Raw genomic sequence first — 16,511 nt, 5'->3', positions numbered from 1 at the left:
CGAAGCGTCACGAGTGGTGGTGCGGCTCCAGCCGGACCACGACCGCCTTCGACACCGGCGTGTTGGACTTCTCCGCGACGGAGTCCAGCGGCACCAGCGCGTTGGCCTCCGGGAAGTAGGCCGCCGCGCAGCCGCGGGCCGTCGGGTAGGACACCGCGCGGAAGCGCGGCGCCCGGCGGTCGCCGTCACGCCACTCCGAGACCAGGTCCACGATCTCGCCGTCGGCGATGCCGAGCTCGGCCAGGTCTTCGGGGTGGACGAACACCACGCGCCGGCCGTCCTCGATGCCGCGGTAGCGGTCGGACAGGCCGTAGATGGTGGTGTTGTACTGGTCGTGGCTGCGCATCGTCTGCAGCAGCAGCCGGCCTTCCGGCACCTGCGGATACTCCAGCTCCGACACGGTGAACGTGCCCTTGCCGGTGGCCGTGCCGGTGAACTCGCGGGAGTCGCGCGGGGCGTGCGGTAGCGTGAACCCGTCGGGCTCGCGCACGCGGCGGTTGTAGTCGTGGCAGCCCGGGACCACGGCCGCGATCCGGTCGCGGATCAGGTCGTAGTCCTTCTCGAACGAGCGCCACGGCACGGCGTGGTCCGCGCCCAGCAGGCGCTCGGCCAGCCGGCAGATGATGGCCACCTCGGAGATCAGGTGCTCCGAAGCCGGCTTCACGCGGCCGCGCGAGGCGTGCACCTGCGACATCGAGTCCTCGACGGTCACGAACTGCGGGCCCGACTCCTGCACGTCACGCTCGGTGCGGCCCATCGTCGGCAGGATCAGCGCGGTGGTGCCGTGGACCACGTGCGAACGGTTGAGCTTCGTCGACACGTGCACGGTGAGCGAGCACGAGCTCAACGCCTTCGCCGTGAGCTCGGAGTCGGGTGTCGCGGCGGCGAAGTTGCCGCCCATCGCGAAGAAGACCTTGCCGCGGCCGTCGCGCATCCCGCGGATCGCGTCGACGGTGTCCCAGCCGTGCTCGCGCGGCACGGTGATGCCGAACTCGCGGTCGAGCGCGTCCATGAACGGCTCGGGCATCTTCTCCCAGACACCCATGGTGCGGTCGCCTTGCACGTTCGAGTGGCCGCGCACCGGGCACAGGCCCGCGCCCGGCTTGCCGATCATGCCCCGCGCCAGCGCGAGGTTCGTGATCTCGGAGATCGTGGGCACCGCGTGCTTGTGCTGCGTGAGCCCCATGGCCCAGCAGTAGATCGTGCGCTCGGACGTGGCGATCATCCGCGCGACGTGCTCGATCTGCGCCCGCTGCAGGCCGGTGGCGGTCTCCGTCTCGGCCCAGTCGAGCTCGCGCAGGTTCTTCGCCCAGTCCTCGAACCCGTAGGTCGAGGAGTTCACGAAGTCCTGGTCGACGATCGTGCCCGGCGCCTCTTCCTCCCACTGCAGCAGCAGGTGGCCCACGGCCTGGAACAGCGCGAGGTCGCCGCCGAGGCGGATCTGCGCGAACTCGTCGGCGAGCGGGGTGCCCTCGCCGACGACCCCGCGCACGTTCTGCGGGTTCTTGAACCGCATCAGCCCGGCCTCGGGGAGCGGGTTCACGGCCACGACCTTGGCGCCCTTGCCCTTCGCCGTCTCCAGCGCGGAGAGCATGCGCGGGTGGTTGGTGCCCGGGTTCTGCCCGACGACCACGATCAGGTCGGCGTCGTGGATGTCCGCGAGCGACACCGAGCCCTTGCCGATGCCGATCCCGGTGGACAGCGCCGAGCCCGACGACTCGTGGCACATGTTCGAGCAGTCCGGCAGGTTGTTGGTGCCGTAGGAGCGCACGAGCAGCTGATAGAGGAACGCGGCCTCGTTGCTGGTGCGGCCCGAGGTGTAGAACACGGCCTCGTGCGGGCTGGCCAGCCCGTTGAGCTCGGCCGCGACGAGGTCGAACGCGGCGTCCCACGAGATCGGCTCGTAGTGCGTGGCGCCCTCGCGCAGCACGAACGGCTCGGTGATCCGGCCCTGCTGGCCCAGCCAGTAGTCCGTCTTGTCCTGCAGGTCGGCGACCGCGTGGCCGGCGAAGAACTCGCGGTCCACGCGGCGGCGGGTGGCTTCCTCCGCGACGGCCTTCGCACCGTTCTCGCAGAACTCCGCCAGCTTGCGCTTCTCGCCGTCGGCCTGACGCGGCTCGGGCCACGCGCAGCCCGGGCAGTCGAAGCCCGCGCGCTGGTTGAGCAAGCGCAGCGTGAGGGCGGTGCGCGTGGGACCCATTTGCTCGACGCCTCGCCGGAGAGAAACGGCGACGCCGGGAATGCCGGCCGCGTAGCTCTTCGGCTTGCCCACCTTCAGGTCGGCTTCGTCCACGTCGTGCTTCGGCGCATCACGGTGCATGGCTCCATCGTCCGCCTCGATGATCGACAGTCCAACACCGGGTAGCGCATTTCACGTCGACAATTCACGCCCGGTGAGCCCGCTCCCGGCGTTCGGCGAGCTTCAGCCCGCGGTCGGCGACCGTCACGACCAGCAGCACCGCGCTGATCACCACGAGCACCATGCCGAGGTGGTGCAGGCCGGCCGAATCGGCGTGCACGCCGTAGCACTGGGCGATCACGGTGGAGGCCACGATCGCGCCGAGGTACTGGGCCGTGCGGAACAGGCCGCTCGCGGTGCCCATGGTCTCGGCGGGCGACTCGCGGTAGAGCGTGGTCTGGTTCGCGACGCTCGTGAGGCCCTGGGCCAGCCCGAACACCGCGACCAGGGCCAGCAGCCCGACCAGCCACGTCGTGTCGCCGACGAACAGCAGCGCGACCGAACCGGCCAGCAGCGCCACGGCGACCACCACCAGCCGCGCGCGGATCCCCGTCGCGCGGCCCGAGAACGCCGCCGCGCACACGGCCACGACCGACATCGGCAGCAGCAGCGCCCCCGCGATCGCGTCGCTGAAGCCCCGGCCTTCCTCGAGCCACTGCACGTAGCCGAACATGATCGCGTAGATCACCATGAAGCTCAGGGCCTGGCGCAGGTAGGTGCGCAGGATCGGGGTGTTGGCCACGAGCATCCGCAGGTCGATGAACGGCACCCGCGTGTGCAGCTCCACCCACACGAACGCCGCGCCGACGGCGACGGCCGCCGCGAGCAGCCACAGGTCGCCGATGCCCGGCGCCATCAGGTAGCACAGCAGCACCAGCAGCGAGAGCGAGAACAACGCGATGCCGAGCACGCCGATCGGCTTCGGTTTCGTGCCTTCGTCGCGCACCGGCGCGTCCTTCGGGACCCAGAAGATCGCCAGCAGCAGCGACGCGCCCGCGAGCGGGATGTTCACGGCGAAGATGGCCGGCCAGCCGAAGAGCGTGATCAGCACGCCGCCGAGCGTCGGGCCGATGACCATGATCGTCTGCGACGACAGCGAGAGCAGCGACAGCACCCGCGCGGGCACACCCTGGCCCAGCGCGTCGGCGCGTTTGCGCAGCACGGCCATCGCGGCGGGGAAGCCGGCACAGGTGCCGATGCCGAGCACCGCGCGCACGCCGGTGAGCCACTCGACGGAGAACGGGATCATGCCGGCGATCCCGGCGACGATCACCACGGACGCGCCGCTGAGCAGCACGCGCCGCGCGCCGTAGCGGTCGACCAGCAGGCCGACCACGGGCTGGCCGACGGCGGTGGCGAGGTAGAGCGCGGAGATCAGCCAGGCCGTCTTGCCGGGCCCGGCGCCGAAGCTCTGCCCGATCGGCACGAGCGCGACGGCGATGAGGGTGGAGTTGATGGGGTTCAGCACCGCGCTCGCCACCAGCGGGGTGACGAGTTTGGCACCGAAGCTCGCCGGTGCCTTTCGGGGCGTTGCGGTGGTCGTCACGGCTCCTTCGTCCTGGAGATGTCGGGGAATGGTCGGGTGTCCTCCACGGCGTCCGCGCTGACGTCGGCGTTCCGGTCCCGGCGGCGGCGCCGGGCCGGCTGGATGATCAGTGTTCGGCGACGCGTTGCAGCAGGGGCAGGGCCCGGCGCACCGTCTCCAGCTCCTCGGCGGTGAGCTCGGCCGCCAGGGCGTGGGCGAGCCACTCGTCGCGGTGCTGGCGGATGCCCTGCACGGTCTTCGCGCCGAGCTCGGACACCGACAGCACGGTGCGGCGGCCGTCGGCGGGGTCGCGCGAGCGGGCGAGGTACCCGAGCGCGTCGAGCGCCGAGAGCGTGGTGGCCATCGACTGCTGCCGCACGTGCTCGGCGGCGGCGAGCTCACCCTGTGTCGCCGGGCCTTCGCGGTAGAGGCGGTTGAGCGCCGCCGACTGCGAGGGCGTGAGGCTGTCGGCGTTGTCGACCTGCCGCAGCCGGCGGTGCAGCTGCGCGACGACGCCGCGCAGCCAGCCTGCGGATTCGGCGACGGGAGCGGGTACGGTGGCCATATCCACAGTTTAGGCTGTGTAGTCTGGCCTGTGCATCCTGCGGCGGGGCGACCTTGGCCACACCCGGTGACGGAGGTCTCCGCGGCCGGGCGGAGTGCGAGGGCTCGGAACGAAGTGAACGAACGCCACGCCGGAAGCGGTATCGGCTTTTTCGACGAGCGGAGAACTGGTTCTTCTCCGTTTTTTCACGTCTTTTCCGGTGCAATCATCGCTTGTTGACACCCCTTCATCCGGGCAGGACGATGAGGATTCGCGCTGCACCACGGCACCATTTTTTTGAGCCGGCTGACATGCGCGCCATTTTCGGAAAATGGCGTGGCGGGAGGCACCGATGCCTGCTTGGATCCGGAACCGCCGGCACAGCCGGGCGGACGCGCGGGCTGCCGCCGAGATCGGACGCGGGCCCGGGTACGCGCTGGTCGCGGGCTGGTCGGGGATCCTCTTCGCGGTGCTGTTCACCGTCGCGCTGATCCTGGTGCACCGGGCGCCGGGACTGGCCGTGCCGGACAGCCGGTACGCGAATTTCTACGCCGACGGCGGTTCCAGTGCCTTGGTGACCGCCGGCGTGTACATCGTGCCGTTCGCGGGCATCGTGTTCCTGTGGCACATGATGGCCACGCGTGAATTCATCGCGAGCCTCCCTGCCGCGCAGAACCGGGAAATACCGCGGGCGCTGCAGCTGGCCTCCGGGGTGGCGTTCGTCATCCTGCTGTTCTCGGGGATGGCGCTGGCCGGGGCGATCGCCCTGCTGAAGCAGTTCTCGGTGGCGCCGCTACCGCCCGTGTACGTGGCGCGAGCCCTGAGCGCGGCCGGTTACGGGCTCGTGTTCGTCTTCGGTGCCCGGGTCGCCGGCATGTACATGATCACCACGACGACGCTGCTCAACTCCGCCGGCGTGCTGGCGCGCCCGCTGGTGTGGTTCGGCTACCTCTGCGCCGCGACGGTGCTGCTGAGCTGGACCTTCCACCCGGTCTTCGCGCTCATCTTCCCCGGCTGGGTCTTCGTCGTCGGCGTCGTGGCGGTGGTCCGGGCCCACCAGGCCAAGGCACGGACCTCTCAGCCGAGCCGGGCCGGCGCCGTGCCGTCGCCGGCCGAAGGGCACCTCTCCAAGGAGTGAACGCCATGACCACCAGGACCCCCGTCGACGAGATCCCCGGCCCGCGCGCGCTGCCCATCGTCGGCAACGCCTTCGACATCGACGCCCACAGCCCCTTCGAGAGCATGATGAACATGGCCCGGGAGTACGGCCCGATCTTCCGGCTGACCACACCCGGCGGCGTGCGGCTGATCGTGTCCGGCGCCTCGCTGGTCGAGGAGATCTGCGACGACGCGCGCTTCGACAAGGTGGTCAGCGGCGGCCTCGCGAACGTGCGGCGCACGGCGACCTCGACCGGCCTGTTCACGGCCGAGACGGACGATCCGCTGTGGCACCGCGCGCACAACATCCTGATGAAGCCCTTCAGCCTGCAGTCCATGCGCGATTACGTGCCGATGATGCTGGACATCGCGGGCCAGCTCGTCGACAAGTGGGAGCGGCTGAACCCGGACGAGGACGTGGACGTGCCGGCCGACATGACCCGGCTGACGCTGGACACCATCGCGCTCTGCGGGTTCGGGTACCGGTTCAACTCCTTCTACCGCGACACCCAGCACCCGTTCGTCGCGGCGATGATCCGCACGCTCACCGAGTCGCAGGCCCGCGCCCGCCGGCTGCCCATCCAGACCCGGCTGCGGATCCACGCGCAGCGGCAGCTGGAGGAGGACCAGGCGTTCATGAACGACCTGGTCGACAAGCTCATCGCCGAACGCCGCGCCGAGGGCGAGGCCGGCAAGAAGGACGACCTGCTCGGCCAGATGATCAACGGGGTCGACAAACAGAGCGGCGAGCGGCTGCCCGACGAAAACATCCGCGCCCAGTGCATCACGTTCCTCATCGCCGGCCACGAGACCACGAGCGGCCTGCTGTCGTTCGCGATCTACTACCTGCTCAAGAACCCCGAGGTGCTCGCGCGCGCCCGCGCCGAGGTCGACGAGGTGTTCGGCACCGGCGCCGAGCCCACCTACGAGCAGATCCACAAGCTGATCTACGTCCGGCAGGTGCTCAGCGAGGCCCTGCGGCTGTGGCCGACCGCGCCCGGGTTCACGCGCACGCCGTTCGAGGAGACCGTGATCGGCGACCGGTACCTGGTCGAGCACGGCCTCCCACTGACCGTGCTCACGCCGATGCTGCACCGCGACCCCAGTGTGTGGGGCGACGACGCGGAGGAGTTCGACCCCGACCACATGGCCCCGGAACGGCTCGCGGCGCTCTCACCCAACGTGTACAAGCCCTTCGGCACCGGGCAGCGGGCCTGCATCGGCCGGCAGTTCGCCCTGCAGGAGGCCGTGCTCGTGCTCGGCATGCTGATCCAGCGCTTCGACTTCGTCGACCACCTGAACTACCAGCTGAAGACCAAGACGACGCTGACCATCAAGCCCGACGAGATGCACATCCGGGTGCGCCCGCGCCCCGGGTTCGTCCTGACCCGGCCCGGCGGCGCCCCCGTAGCGCCGGCGAAATCCGTCTCCGCGGCGCCCGCCCCGCGCGTCGCGCTCCCGCCGGACGCGCACAAGACCCCGCTGCTGGTCGCCTACGGCTCGAACCTCGGGACCGCGGAAGGCCTCGCGACACGGCTCGCCCGCGAGGGGACCGAGCGCGGCTACGCCGTGACCCTCAGCGCGCTCGACGACGTCACGGACGCGCTGCCGTCCCCGGGCCTGGCCGTGATCGTCACGTCGTCCTACAACGGCACGCCGCCGGACAACGCCGGCAAGTTCTGCGACTGGCTGCGCCGGCCCGGCACCGCGAAGGACGCCGCCGCCGGGCTGTCCTACACCGTGTTCGGCTGCGGCAACACCGAATGGGCGGCGACCTACCAAGCCGTGCCGAAGCTGATCGACACCGAGCTGGCCGCGCACGGCGCCACCCGGCTGCACGCCCGGGGCGAGGGCAACGCGAACGGCGACTTCGACGCCCAGTACCGCACCTGGCACCACGGGCTCTGGGCCGACGTGGCCGCGAGCGCCGGCCTGCCCGAGAGCGCGGCCGAGCCGGCCACCACCGGCCCCCGGCTGTCGATCTCGCTGGTCAACCGCCAGCTGAACAACCCGGTGATCATGTCGTACCAGGCGCAGCCGGCCCTGGTGCGGGCGAACCGCGAGCTGTACCCGTCCGACGGTGGGCGGTCCACGAAGCACATCGAAGTGGCGCTGCCCGAGGGCGCCGACTTCCGCGCCGGGGACCACCTCGGGGTGCTGCCGCGCAACCACCTCGACCTCATCCGCCGGGTGATGCTGCGCTTCGAGCTCGACGGGGGCATGTACGCGACGATCATCCCCCACAGCGGAGACCACACCCACCTTCCCGTCGACGAGCCCGCACCGCTGCTCGGCATCCTCGCGAGCTGCGTCGAGCTGCAGGACGTGGCCACCCGGGCCGGCATCGAGGTGCTCGCCGGCTACACCGAGGACCCCGCGCAGCGCGCCGGGCTCGAGTCGCTCGCCGGGGACGACGAGGCGTCCCAGGCCCGCTACCAGGAGCGGGTCTTCACTCCCCGCCGGTCATTGCTGGACCTGCTGGAGGAGTTCCCCGCCTGCGCGGTGCCGTTCGGCGTCTACCTCGACCTGCTGCCTCCGCTGCGGCCGCGCTACTACTCGATCTCGTCCTCGCCGCTCACCGACGCGAAGGTCGCCAGCATCACCACCGGCGTGCTGCGCGCCCCCGTGCGCGGTGGCGGCGACACCACGTTCTCGGGTGTCTGCTCCAACTACCTGGCGGGCAGCCCCGACGGCAGCACGGTGTTCGTCTTCGTGCGGCGCCCGACCATCGAGTTCCGGCCGCCGGACAACCCGCACACCCCGATGATCATGGTCGGGGCCGGGACCGGGCTCGCCCCGTTCCGCGGGTTCCTGCAGGAGCGTGCGGCGCTGCGCGCGCAGGGCGTGCCGATCGCCGAGTCGTTGCTGTTCTTCGGCTGCCGCGGCGCGGACCTGGACTTCCTGTATGCCGACGAGCTGCGCGAATACGACCGGCAAGGGGTCGCCGAGCTGCACGTCGTGTTCTCCCGCTCCCCGGTCGACGGGCGCAAGTACGTCCAGCACGAGATCACGGCCTCGGGCGACGAGGTGTGGCGGCTGCTGCAGGCCGGCGCGGCGGTGTTCGTGTGCGGCAACGCGAACACGATGGCGCCCGGCGTCCGAGCGGCCTTCACCGGGTTGTTCGCCGACAAGACGGGCACCGGCGAGGCGGACGCACAGGCCTGGCTGGCCGGGCTTCGCGCCTCGAACCGGTACGTCGAGGACATCTGGGGCGGCGGCTGAGCGCCGCCCGGGAGGGCTACGACAGGCCGAAGAGCTCCAGGACCGAGCTCTCGTTCACGCCGACGCCCTGGATCTGGTGGACGACGATCGCGCCGACGATGAGCAGCACGAGGATCGTCAGCGCCAGCACGCCCGGCCAGCGGCTCGGCGCCGATGTGTAGCCGTAGCCCGCGGAGACACCGGAGCGCCGTTCGCGCTTGCGGCGCTTCTTCATCTCCTTCTTGGCACCCAGCCAAGCGTCGAGCTCGGCGTGCTTGCGCCAGTTCGGATCGACGAGGTCCGGGTGCGTCTCCATCCGGTCGTCCGGATCTTCCGGTCGCGTCATCCGTGCACCGCCTTTCCCCCTGAGCAACCCCGCCGAAGCGGGTTCGTAGACTTGTCCATTGTGACCGAGAACGCTCCGCAGCAGAAAACCGACCTTCCGGGTGCCTGGGACCCGGCCGCCGAAGAAGCACCCATGTACGACCGCTGGGTAGCGGCCGGGTACTTCACGGCCGACGCTTCGTCGGAGAAGCCGCCGTTCTCGATCGTACTGCCGCCACCGAACGTCACCGGCAGCCTGCACATGGGCCACGCGCTCAACCACACCCTGATGGACGCGATGAGCCGCCGCCGTCGCATGCAGGGCTACGAGGTGCTGTGGCTGCCGGGCATGGACCACGCGGGCATCGCGACGCAGAACGTCGTCGAGCGCCAGCTCGCCGGCGAGGGCCTTTCGCGCCACGACCTGGGCCGGGAGAAGTTCGTCGAGCGCGTCTGGGAGTGGAAGGCCGAGTACGGCGGCAAGATCCTCGGCCAGATGAAGCGCCTCGGCGACGGCGTCGACTGGTCGCGCGAGCGCTTCACCATGGACGAGAACCTGTCGAAGGCCGTCCAGACGGTGTTCAAGAACTTCTTCGACGCCGGCCTCATCTACCGCGCCGAGCGCATCATCAACTGGTGCCCGCGGTGCCAGACCGCGCTGTCGGACATCGAGGTCGACCACCACGACGACGACGGCGAGCTCGTGTCGATCCGCTACGGCGAGGGCGACAACGCCATCGTGGTGGCCACGACCCGCGCCGAGACGATGCTGGGCGACACCGCCGTGGCCGTGCACCCGGACGACGAGCGCTACGCGCACCTGGTGGGCACCGAGGTCGAGCTGCCGCTGACCGGCCGCAAGATCCCGATCGTCGCCGACAAGCACGTGGACCCGGAGTTCGGGACCGGTGCCGTGAAGGTGACCCCGGCGCACGACCCGAACGACTTCGAGATCGGCCGCCGGCACGACCTGCCGATGCTCACGATCATGAACGAGCGCGCCGAGATCACCGCGCCGGGCCCGTTCGAGGGGCTCGACCGGTTCGAGGCGCGGCCCGCGATCGTGGCGGCGCTGCGCGAGCAGGGCCGGATCGTGGCGGAGAAGCGGCCGTACGTGCACGCGGTCGGCCACTGCTCGCGGTGCGACACCGTGGTGGAGCCGCGGCTTTCGCTGCAGTGGTGGGTGAAGGTCGAGGAGCTGGCCCGCGCCGCGGGCGACGCGGTGCGCGACGGCCGCACGAAGATCCACCCGGTCGAGCTGGAGAAGCGGTACTTCGACTGGGTCGACAACATGCACGACTGGACGATCTCGCGCCAGCTGTGGTGGGGGCACCGGATCCCGGTCTGGTACGGCCCCGACGACCAGGTCGTGTGCGTGGGCCCGGACGAGCAGCCGCCGTCGGGCGAAGGCTGGACGCAGGACCCGGACGTGCTGGACACGTGGTTCTCGTCGGGCCTGTGGCCGATGTCGACCATGGGCTGGCCGGCGCAGACCGACGATCTGGCGAAGTTCTACCCGACCAGCGTGCTGTCCACGGGCTACGACATCCTGTTCTTCTGGGTCGTGCGCATGATGATGTTCGGGGTGCAGGAGATGGACGGCGTGCAGCCGTTCGATCACGTGTACCTGCACGGGCTGATCCGCGACGCGAACGGCAAGAAGATGTCGAAGTCGCGCGGCAACGTGATCGACCCGCTCGAGTGGATGGACGCCTACGGCGCCGACGCCACCCGCTTCACCCTCGCGCGCGGCGCCAACCCGGGCACCGACATGGCGCTGGCCGACGAGTGGGCCGCGGGCTCGCGCAACTTCTGCACGAAGCTGTGGAACGCCAGCAAGTTCGCGATGATGAACGGGGCTTCGGTCTCGGCTCCGCTGCCCGCCGCGGCGGAGCTGACCGAGGCCGACCGCTGGATCCTCGGCCGCCTCGGCGCCCTGGTGTCCGAAGTGGACGGCCTGTTCGAGGAGTTCCAGTTCGCGAAGGTCGCGGGCGCGCTGTACCAGTTCACCTGGAACGAGCTGTGCGACTGGTACCTCGAGCTCGCGAAGGTCCAGCTGTACCAAGGGGATTCCTCACGGATCGCGGCGACCCGCTCGGTGCTCGGCCACGTGCTGGACACGGTGCTGCGGCTGCTGCACCCGTTCATCCCGTTCATCACCGAGAAGCTGTGGACGGCGCTGACCGGCGGCGAGTCGCTGGTGATCGCCGCCTGGCCCACCGCGCCGGCCGGCTACGCCGACGCCGTGGCGGACGCCCGGATCGCCGACGTGCAGAAGCTCGTCACCGAGATCCGCCGCTTCCGCGCCGACCAGGGCCTCAAGCCGGGGCAGAAGGTCGCCGCCCGCCTGTCCGGCGCGGGCTTCACCGAGGTCTCCGGCCACGACGACGCCATCCGCTCACTCGTGCGCCTGACGCCGGTCACCGAGGAGTTCTCGGCGAGCGCCTCCCTGGAGGTCGCCCTCGCCGGCGGCGTGGCCGTGGTGGAGCTGGACCTGTCCGGCACCATCGACGTCGCCGCCGAGCGCAAGCGCCTGCAGAAGGACCTGGGCGTGGCGCAGAAGGAGCTCGCACAGACCGAGGGCAAGCTGGGCAACGAGTCCTTCATCGCCAAGGCGCCCGAGCAGGTCATCGAGAAGATCAAGACCCGCCGGGCCACCGCCGCGGCGGACATCGAGCGCATCGAGGCGCGGCTGGCGGCGTTGCCGGCTTCGTGAGGTTCGGCTTGAAGGTGGCGTCCGGTGCTTCTCGCGCCGGGCGCCACTTCGCGTTTCAGCCGAGTTCGCGGCCCGCCTCGATGAGCGCCAGGACTTCCGGCCGCAGCCGGCGGTCGGCGGACGTGGCGGCGGGCTGAGGTGGGTGGCCCGCGTTGGTGAGGTGGGGCGGTCGGTGCGGGGAGGTCGCCGTTGCGCGATGCGGCCCTGGGGTACGCAGCCGTGCGCCGAAACCCAGGCGTCGAGTCGCCTCGACGTCAGCCGAGTTCGCGGCCCGCCTCGATGAGCGCCAGGACTTCCGGCCGCAGCCGGCGGTCGGCGGAGGTGGCGAGGTAGGTGGGCATCACCGGCGTCGGGTTGCGCAGGGGGCGGAAGGCGACGCCCGGCACGGGCAGCAGGTTGGCGTGGGCGCGGTAGAAGACCGTCCACTGGGGACGGCCCAGGCCGAGCGTGCCGAGGGTGTCCTGGGCGTTCGTGAACTCCTTGCCCAGCACCGGTTCGAAGCCGGCTTCGCGGCAGGACGCCAGCACGAGGTCGTGGAGTGGACGGTTGCGTTCGGGGGAGCTCAGGCGCAGTGGCAGCGGTGCCAGGTCGGCGAAGTCGACGACCGCCGAGGAAGCCAGGGGGTGCGCCGCGGGGAGTGCGATGAGGACCTCGTCCGTCCACAAGGGAGTCAAGTCGAGGCCGTCGGCGGGCCAGTCGCCGCGGAGGAAGGCGGCGTCGAGGGCGCCGTCGCGGATCTGCCGGAGGCGGGCCGGGGTGGGGGCGTGCACGAGTTCCAGCTGGGCGTCCGGGGCGAGGCGGGTGAACGCGGCGAGGAAGCCGTCGAGCCGGTCGCCGAGGCCGTCGCTGGTGCCGAGGCGCACGAGGCGGGCGCGTTCGGCGCGGAAGTCGGCCACGGCGTCGGCCGCGCGGTCGGCGGCGGCGAGCACGGCGCGCGCGTGCGGCAGGAACCGCGCGCCCGCCTCGGTCAACGACACGGTGCGCGTGGTCCGCTCGAACAGCTCCGCGCCGAGTGAACGCTCCAGCCGGCGCACCTGCTGGCTGACCGCCGGCTGCACGATGCGGAGCCGCTCGGCCGCGCGCCCGAAGTGCAGCTCCTCGGCGACGACCACGAAGTACCTCAGCTGACGCAGCTCCATCCCCGGCCCCATTCATCAGCGTTCGTGATGAGTCTACGAGCGGTCTGGCCGTTGGTCGCCGCTCGCCGTCGCGGTTGGCTCGAAGGCGAACGGAAGAGAGGAAGATCCGATGGCATTCGTCGAGGTCCGGGGCGCGCGGCTCTACTACGAGGACGAGGGCGACGGCCCGGCCGTGCTCCTGCTGCACGGCTGGGGCACGAGCGGCCGCGTCTGGCAAGCCCAGCTGCCCGACCTGATCCGTGACCACCGCGTGGTCACGCTCGACTGGCGCGGGTGCGGGCGCTCCGACCGCCCGGCGGCCGGCAACACGATCGCCGGCAACGTGGCCGACCTCGTCGAGGTGATCACGGCGCTCGGGCTGGAGAAGCCCGCCGTGGTGGGTTCGTCGATGGGCGCGGTGTTCGGCACCGAGCTCGCGCTGACTCGGCCCGACCTGGTCGGCGGCGTCGTCGCGGTGGACGGCCCGGGGTACTGGCCGTCGGAGGGCATGCGCGACAAGGTCGACGAGGTCACCGCGGCGCTGCTGGCCGACCGGCCCGGTTTGGTCGCGAGCTGGGTGCCGGACTGGTACGCGCCCGCCGCGAGCGCGGCGCTCGTCGACTGGACGATCCGCCAGATCGTCGACTCCTCCGGCTACCTCGACCCGCTCATCGGCGAGTCGGCGACGTGGGACCCGCGCCCGCGGCTGCCGGAGCTGATCGTGCCGATCGCGTACGTCCACGGCGAGCTCGACGTCCAGATCCCGGTGGACGTGGCGCGCACCTGCGCCGCGCTCACACCCGGGGCGAGCGTGCACGTGGTCGCCGGCTGCGGGCATCTGCCGCACCAGGAGGACCCCGTCGCGTTCACCGCGGTGCTGTGCGACGTGCTCGCGAGTCTGCGCGTGGCGGCGTGACCGTGGTTCCCGTGACGCTGACCGGCGGAGCCGCCGAGGTCCACTACGCCGTGACCGGATCCGGTCCCGCGCTCCTGCTGCTGCACGGCACGGCCGCGTCGCACGAACAGTGGGCGCCGGTGGTCGAGCTCGCGCGGAAGTCGTTCACGGTCGTCGCGCCTGATTTCTCCGGCTCCGGCGGCACCGTCGACCACGGCGGCCCGATCTCGATCGCGGATCTCGCCGCCGAAGCGCTGGCCGCGGCGGACGACGCGGGGTTCACCACGTTCCACGTCGCCGGCCATTCGCTCGGTGCCGTGGTGGCGGCGCACCTGGCGGGCACGCACCCGGCGCGCGTGCGGTCCGCCGTGCTCCACGCCGCCTGGCCGAAGACCGGCACGCGGCAGGACGCGGAGTTCCGCCACTGGCTCGAGTTGCTCGACCACGGCGCCGACGTGTTCGCGCGGATGCTGCCGCTGATGGCATTCGGGCCCGGCTACTGGGCCACGACCACCCCGGCGGCCAACGAGGACCTGGTGGCGCAGCTGGTGATCCAGCCCGGGGCGGCGCGGCAGATCGGGGCCGACCGCGGCGTCGACCTCCGGCCGGTGCTGGGCTCGATCACGGCGCCGACGCTGGTGCTCTCCAGCGCGTACGACCGGTTGATCGAGGCGGCGCAGCAACAGGAACTGCTGGCGGCGATCCCGCACGCGAGCCACGTCGAGCTGCCGGCCGGGCACGGTGCGCCGGCCGAGCTGCCGGGGGAGTTCGCGAAGGTGCTCCTGGACTTCGTGCGGCAGGCGGAGGAGATCCGGGCCGAGGAGATCCGGGCCGAGGAGATCCGGGCCGAGGCGGGCCGGGCCGGCACTTGACTGGGGGTGGGTGCCGGCCCGGTCCTGGCTGCGCCGGTTGTCGGCGGCGCGGGTCTCGCCGGCTGATTTTCATCTCAGTTGGCGTTGATCGGCAAGTGAATAACCTGAGTTGACACTCCGGTGTACCGGCTGCGAGACTCTGCGGTGCCGAGGGAGGGGCGTCCACGAGCGACAGGGGCGGGCGGGTGACCGCCGCCCCCGCTCGTTCGCGGTCGGGGATCAGCCGGCGAGCTGCCGGTGGATGATCCCGGCGAGGCCCGCCATGCCTTCGGGCAGCGGGTGGTAGGCGGCGGCGGTGAAGAGCAGGGTGTCCTGGCCGTTGATCCACGCGGCGCCTTCGGGTGCGCAGGCGTCGTGGCCGGCCGACGGGGTGAACGTGTCCACATAGGACGCGTTGCCGTCGGCCTCGACGGCGTTCTCGATCGCCGTGTTGAGCGCTTCCTCCACACTGGAGAGCCAGGCGTAGTCACCGTCGGCGAAGGGCAGCACGCTCGGGCAGTAGCCCGACGCCGGCGCGATGCGCGGGTACCCGACGGCGAGCACCTTGGCCCGCGGGGAACGCGCGTGGATGCCGGCCAGCACCGCCTGGACGCTCTTCTGCGTGTTCGTCAGCGCGGCCTTGATGGAGTCTGCGCCGCCGGCCGTGAAGTGGCGTTCGCACGGGTTGCCGCTCGGGTCGGTCGGCCGCAGTGCCGGACACGTGCCGACGAGGGTGCCGAAGACGCCGGAGTCGTTGCCGCCGATGCCGAGCGTCACGAGGTCGGTGTCGAGGCGCAGCGCGGAGAACTGCGGCGCGTTCACGCCCAGCGGCACGCTCTGGGGGGCCGTCATGTTCGACGTGTCCGCGCCCGAGCAGCTGACGTCGGTGTAGCTGTCCACGCGCAACGCGGAGGCCAGGATCGCCGGGTAGTTCGCCGTGCTTCTCGCGCAGCCCAGCGGATCCAGGCGCTGCGCGGGGATCAGCGGCCCGGCGGTGTACGAGTCGCCCAGCGCGACGTAGTTGCGGAAGTGCTCCTGCGGCGCCGCGTCCGCGGTGGCGGTGACTGTCGTGACGGCTGTTGCGGCCGCCAGCGCGGCGAACACGAGCCGGGTGGTACGCATGCGAAGGCCCCGTTTCTCCGAACCGAATTCACGGACTCTTCTCACGTCTAGCCAGCTCTTCGCGGGTTGCCTGCCGCCGTTCGGGTGGCCGGTCCCGGGATTCACCCGCCAGTGGTGTGACGCGGCGGGAACCGGGTCAGGCCAACGGTTTCCGGTAGGTCAGGAGGTGGCGCCAGAACGGCAGCCGCCGGACCGTGCTGCCGGGCAGGAGCTCTCGCGCGTCGCGCCTGAGCTCGTTCATCGTCGGGAACTTCATTTCCACGGGCGGCTCCGGCGTCGGGTCCGGACCTCCGTTGAGCCACTCGCCCGCCGCGACGACGACCCGCGCCGCCACGTTGACCGGCGCGAAGGCGAGCTCGACGGCGTAGTCGCCGGGGGTGCTGGGGCGGGCCAGCCCGAGAACCGCGAGGACTCCGTCGGGGTGCAGGGCGTCGCGCAGCTTCATGACGGTGCCGAACGGCATGTGGTGGAGGGAGGCGATGCAGGAGATGAAGCCGTAGGCGTTGCGTTCGAGGTCGTCGTTCGCCACGTCCACGCGCCGGACGTCGACCTTCCCGGGCCCCGGCGACCCCAGCGCGGCGGCGATCCGCACCATCTCCCCGGACACGTCCACGGCGTCCACGTCGAGCCCCCGCGCCGCCAGCCGCCGCGCGAACCGCCCCTGCCCGCACCCGACGTCCAACGCCCGTTTCGCCCCCGGCGGCACGAGGCTGAGCAGCAGGGGGTGGTAGCGGTGGTTGTGGTTGAACGGCATGACCCGACCTAACCAGCAACACCGGTCCGATGGCCGAACGCGCAGGTCATCACTACCGACACGG

Annotated in this window: 12 protein-coding genes; 5 read left to right on the top strand and 7 right to left on the bottom strand. The window is 71.3% G+C overall.

Features of this window, described 5'->3' with window-relative positions; genetic code table 11:
- Positions 1-7: 7 nt before the first annotated feature.
- From ACQPXB_RS35045 to ACQPXB_RS35035, 3 genes are all read right to left on the bottom strand, one after another.
- Positions 8-2,320 (bottom strand): FdhF/YdeP family oxidoreductase, encoded by a 2,313-nt coding sequence (locus ACQPXB_RS35045; RefSeq protein WP_366583902.1) that lies wholly within the window; start codon positions 2,318-2,320, stop codon positions 8-10.
- Between the two features lie 64 nt (positions 2,321-2,384).
- A complete protein-coding gene (locus tag ACQPXB_RS35040; RefSeq protein WP_432856912.1) occupies positions 2,385-3,719 on the bottom strand; it encodes an MFS transporter in 1,335 nt (444 codons plus the stop codon).
- 172 nt (positions 3,720-3,891) lie between these two features.
- Complete coding sequence (locus ACQPXB_RS35035; protein WP_386955976.1) at positions 3,892-4,329, bottom strand: MarR family winged helix-turn-helix transcriptional regulator; 438 nt, start codon at positions 4,327-4,329, stop codon at positions 3,892-3,894.
- Positions 4,330-4,660: 331 nt separating this feature from the next.
- Here ACQPXB_RS35035 and ACQPXB_RS35030 point away from each other — a divergent pair, with 331 nt between their 5' ends.
- The gene (locus ACQPXB_RS35030) at positions 4,661-5,446 is read left to right on the top strand and encodes a hypothetical protein (protein WP_386955977.1); all 786 of its coding nucleotides are present in this window, start codon (positions 4,661-4,663) and stop codon (positions 5,444-5,446) included.
- 5 nt (positions 5,447-5,451) lie between these two features.
- Entirely contained in the window at positions 5,452-8,688 is a 3,237-nt protein-coding gene (locus ACQPXB_RS35025; RefSeq protein WP_432845876.1) for a bifunctional cytochrome P450/NADPH--P450 reductase, read from the top strand.
- Between the two features lie 16 nt (positions 8,689-8,704).
- Here ACQPXB_RS35025 and ACQPXB_RS35020 read toward each other — a convergent pair whose 3' ends face one another.
- On the bottom strand, positions 8,705-9,013 hold the full coding sequence (locus tag ACQPXB_RS35020) for a hypothetical protein (protein ID WP_366583899.1): 309 nt from the start codon (positions 9,011-9,013) through the stop codon (positions 8,705-8,707).
- Between the two features lie 60 nt (positions 9,014-9,073).
- On the opposite strand from ACQPXB_RS35020, the gene ACQPXB_RS35015 reads away from it, so the two are divergent.
- Positions 9,074-11,707, top strand: coding sequence for a valine--tRNA ligase (locus tag ACQPXB_RS35015; protein WP_432845875.1), 2,634 nt, complete (start codon positions 9,074-9,076; stop codon positions 11,705-11,707).
- A 254-nt stretch (positions 11,708-11,961) separates the two neighbouring features.
- On the opposite strand, the gene ACQPXB_RS35010 is transcribed toward ACQPXB_RS35015, so the two are convergent.
- Positions 11,962-12,846, bottom strand: coding sequence for a LysR family transcriptional regulator (locus ACQPXB_RS35010; protein WP_432845874.1), 885 nt, complete (start codon positions 12,844-12,846; stop codon positions 11,962-11,964).
- Between the two features lie 109 nt (positions 12,847-12,955).
- On the opposite strand from ACQPXB_RS35010, the gene ACQPXB_RS35005 reads away from it, so the two are divergent.
- Both ACQPXB_RS35005 and ACQPXB_RS35000 read left to right on the top strand, forming a co-directional pair.
- On the top strand, positions 12,956-13,741 hold the full coding sequence (locus ACQPXB_RS35005; RefSeq protein ID WP_432845873.1) for an alpha/beta fold hydrolase: 786 nt from the start codon (positions 12,956-12,958) through the stop codon (positions 13,739-13,741).
- On the top strand, positions 13,738-14,592 hold the full coding sequence (locus ACQPXB_RS35000; protein ID WP_432845872.1) for an alpha/beta fold hydrolase: 855 nt from the start codon (positions 13,738-13,740) through the stop codon (positions 14,590-14,592). The genes ACQPXB_RS35005 and ACQPXB_RS35000 overlap by 4 nt, the downstream gene beginning before the upstream one ends.
- Positions 14,593-14,811: 219 nt before the next feature.
- Here ACQPXB_RS35000 and ACQPXB_RS34995 read toward each other — a convergent pair whose 3' ends face one another.
- Together ACQPXB_RS34995 and ACQPXB_RS34990 are read right to left on the bottom strand one after the other, a co-directional pair.
- A complete protein-coding gene (locus ACQPXB_RS34995; protein WP_432845871.1) occupies positions 14,812-15,693 on the bottom strand; it encodes an SGNH/GDSL hydrolase family protein in 882 nt (293 codons plus the stop codon).
- A 136-nt stretch (positions 15,694-15,829) separates the two neighbouring features.
- The gene (locus ACQPXB_RS34990; protein WP_432845870.1) at positions 15,830-16,447 is read right to left on the bottom strand and encodes a class I SAM-dependent methyltransferase; all 618 of its coding nucleotides are present in this window, start codon (positions 16,445-16,447) and stop codon (positions 15,830-15,832) included.
- Positions 16,448-16,511: the final 64 nt, after the last annotated feature.

This window comes from Amycolatopsis sp. CA-161197 (genome assembly GCF_050942255.1).
In the GTDB taxonomy this organism is placed as follows: domain Bacteria; phylum Actinomycetota; class Actinomycetes; order Mycobacteriales; family Pseudonocardiaceae; genus Amycolatopsis.
The sequence above is the reverse complement of the archived record's forward strand: the minus strand, read 5'-3'. Positions and strand labels throughout refer to the sequence as shown.

Excerpts from the sequence above, each read along its gene's own strand:
- ACQPXB_RS35025 (WP_432845876.1), top strand. The coding sequence starts at position 5,452 with ATGACCACCAGGACCCCCGTCGACGAGATCCCCGGCCCGCGCGCGCTG.
- ACQPXB_RS35020 (WP_366583899.1), bottom strand. The coding sequence starts at position 9,013 with ATGACGCGACCGGAAGATCCGGACGACCGGATGGAGACGCACCCGGAC.
- ACQPXB_RS35035 (WP_386955976.1), bottom strand. The coding sequence starts at position 4,329 with ATGGCCACCGTACCCGCTCCCGTCGCCGAATCCGCAGGCTGGCTGCGC.
- ACQPXB_RS34995 (WP_432845871.1), bottom strand. The coding sequence starts at position 15,693 with ATGCGTACCACCCGGCTCGTGTTCGCCGCGCTGGCGGCCGCAACAGCC.
- ACQPXB_RS35030 (WP_386955977.1), top strand. The coding sequence starts at position 4,661 with ATGCCTGCTTGGATCCGGAACCGCCGGCACAGCCGGGCGGACGCGCGG.
- ACQPXB_RS35005 (WP_432845873.1), top strand. The coding sequence starts at position 12,956 with ATGGCATTCGTCGAGGTCCGGGGCGCGCGGCTCTACTACGAGGACGAG.
- ACQPXB_RS35045 (WP_366583902.1), bottom strand. The coding sequence starts at position 2,320 with ATGCACCGTGATGCGCCGAAGCACGACGTGGACGAAGCCGACCTGAAG.
- ACQPXB_RS34990 (WP_432845870.1), bottom strand. The coding sequence starts at position 16,447 with ATGCCGTTCAACCACAACCACCGCTACCACCCCCTGCTGCTCAGCCTC.
- ACQPXB_RS35010 (WP_432845874.1), bottom strand. The coding sequence starts at position 12,846 with ATGGAGCTGCGTCAGCTGAGGTACTTCGTGGTCGTCGCCGAGGAGCTG.